General features: G+C 69.5%; 3 protein-coding genes and 1 pseudogene. 1 reads left to right on the plus strand and 3 read right to left on the minus strand.

Features of this window, described 5'->3' with window-relative positions:
• Positions 1-14: 14 nt before the first annotated feature.
• Positions 15-899, minus strand: coding sequence for a DNA polymerase III subunit beta (locus B0F77_RS34030; protein WP_245848997.1), 885 nt, complete (start codon positions 897-899; stop codon positions 15-17).
• A gap of 19 nt (positions 900-918) precedes the next feature.
• On the opposite strand from B0F77_RS34030, the gene B0F77_RS50085 reads away from it, so the two are divergent.
• Positions 919-1095 (plus strand): hypothetical protein, encoded by a 177-nt coding sequence (locus tag B0F77_RS50085; protein WP_245848999.1) that lies wholly within the window; start codon positions 919-921, stop codon positions 1093-1095.
• A gap of 18 nt (positions 1096-1113) precedes the next feature.
• Here the strand turns inward: B0F77_RS50085 and B0F77_RS34035 are convergent.
• Positions 1114-1864, minus strand: a pseudogene (locus tag B0F77_RS34035) (Gfo/Idh/MocA family protein).
• A 65-nt stretch (positions 1865-1929) separates the two neighbouring features.
• Positions 1930-2286, minus strand: coding sequence for a hypothetical protein (locus B0F77_RS34040; RefSeq protein ID WP_086667137.1), 357 nt, complete (start codon positions 2284-2286; stop codon positions 1930-1932).
• Positions 2287-2368 lie beyond the last annotated feature (82 nt).

Here is a 2368-nt window from a genome sequence, read left to right on the forward strand (position 1 = left end):
CCGACAAAGCACTACTAGGCGACCGAGCGCATCGGCACGACCAGGTAGGTCAGCTCCACGCCGTCCTCGCCCGGCGTCGAGGTGAGCACCGTGGACCGCAGGCCGTCCTGGATCTTCAGCTCGATCCGGCGGCCCGCGAACGCCTTCAGCGCGTCCGCGAGGTAGCGGGCCTGGAACGTCTTGGTCAGGTGGTCGCCCTCGACGGTGGCCTTGACGAACTCCTCGGACTCGCCCTGCTGCGGGTCGCTGCCCTTGACGCGCAGCTCCGAGTCCTCGACCTGGAGCGTCACGGCCTGGTGCGGGCCGCCGTAGGGCGTGGCTCGGCGGACGGCGCGGGCCAACGCGTCCGCGTCCACGAGCACCGTGCTGTCGATGACTGCCTCCAGGAGTCGGCGCGCTCGGTCGTCCGGGAACGGAGCGGCCAGGAGTGCGGTGGAGATCGAGTTGTGGTGCCAGGCGAGGCCGATGCGGTCCGCGTTGGCGTGCAGGGCGACCTTGCCCTCGGCCTGCCTGGCCGCTTCCACGAGTGGCTTACCTGGGACCAACAGGTCGAGTTGACCTTCTTGTTCCCACGGCAGCGTGGCGTACGCCATGCGGTAGCGATCTGTCGCCAGCACGTGCAGCTTGTGGGAGTCCGACTGGATCCGGATGCCGGTGAAGATCGGCAACGCGTCGTCCTTCGACGCCGCGCCTGCCACCGCCGCGATCACTCGAAGCCGATCGGCGTCGATGAAGCCCTGCCGCGGCGGCAGTTCCGGGATGCCGGGGTGGTTGTTCAGGTCGAGGAGCGGGAGCGCGAACCTCGACGTGGGCGTGCGGATGGCGAGGCGCTGGCCTTCGACCTTGAGCCGGACCTGCGGCTCGTCGNNGCACCTCGCCCTCGGTGTGGACCGTCGCATACGCCGTGAGGCGCACGCCGTGCTCCTGGTCGCTGCCCGCGATCTCCACGTCGGTGCCGGCGCGGAGGCGCAGCCCGGCCAGCACCGGGTCGAGCACGCGGGTGGGCAACAGCCGCGCCACCTCGGCGGCGGCGCCGGCCAACTCGGCTGTCGTGGCGGTGAGGTCCATGGCCGTGAAGCTAGCGGGGACCCCTGACAATTTTCGGCGCCGTCGTCAGGCGCCCGCCTTGCGTCGGGCCAGATCGATGACGCGCTGCAGGTGCAGGCCGCGCCTCACGTCGCACTCATGAGTGGTGGTGCCGCTGTGCACCATGGCCACGAAGTCGTCGAGCAGGTTCGTGAAGCAGTCCTGGGCGGACGTGTCACGGCTGTTGAGCGTGCGGTGGCCGTTGGGGCCGAACACGGTGAAGTCTGAGAAAGGTGGCTGCAGCGGCAACGAGAGAGTCATCGACAGGGTGCTCGTGGCGCCGCCCGCGTGCTGCAGGATCAGTTGCCACAGGCCGGTCTCGGACACGTTCGCCGCGATCACGTCGGTGATCTCGCCCAGGGCCGCGTCCAGCAGGTCGAACGCGTGCGGGCCGATGTCGTCCAGCGCGCCCTTCTCGTGCCGCCACGGGGAGTTCGAGAACGGGCCGTCCAGCAGGGCTCCGGTCAGCCAGCGGCCGTCGNNCGCCCGCGTCGGCGACGGCCGTGGCGAGGTTTTCGGCCACCTCCACCGACTCGGCGATCGGCTTCTCCAGGATCACGTGCTTGCCTGCCCTGGCGGCCTCGATCGCCATCGGGCCCTGCACGGCCGGCGGCACGCAGAACGCCACTGCGTCCACAGTGGACAACATGGCGGCGTAGTCCTCGAACGGCTCCGCACCGTGGGCGTCGGCCAGTTCCCTGGCCGCCTCGGCACGACGGGCCCACACGCCGGTCAGCGTCGTGCCGGGGTGGTTCGCGATGCCGGGGCCGTGAATCATCTGAGCCCACGGGCCCGCACCGACAAGTCCTACGCGCAGCTGTTCGTCCACTCGCACATCCTGCCTCAGGAGTAACTCGCCTTGGGCACGAAGATCTCGCCTCCGTTGTCGAACTTCAGGCGCACGCCGTCGCTGGTCGCCTCACGGTCCGGGTCGTGTTCCCAGCCGTTGGGCACCGTCACCACGTGGCCGCGGTCCGGCGATGGGCCGAGCCAGATCTCGTAGTAGGTGCCGCCCACCAGCCGTTCGACCTTCTTCACGTACACGCCCGGTGCGTTCGATGTCGGATCAACGCTGATCACGGTCGTGCGGTCGGGCACGAACATCACGACGGCCGCCACCGCCGTGAGACCGGTGCCCAGCACCGCTCCGAGCAGGAACAGCAGGATCTGGACCAGACAGCCGGAGACCTTCGTCGCCATCACACCATCCTCGGGTAAGCGCGGTCGTACGCTCGGAGGATGCCCGACGACATGACCTTGCCGGGAAACCTGGTACCCGCGA

The sequence above is a fragment of the Lentzea kentuckyensis genome (genome assembly GCF_002150765.1).
GTDB classification, from domain to species: domain Bacteria; phylum Actinomycetota; class Actinomycetes; order Mycobacteriales; family Pseudonocardiaceae; genus Lentzea; species Lentzea kentuckyensis.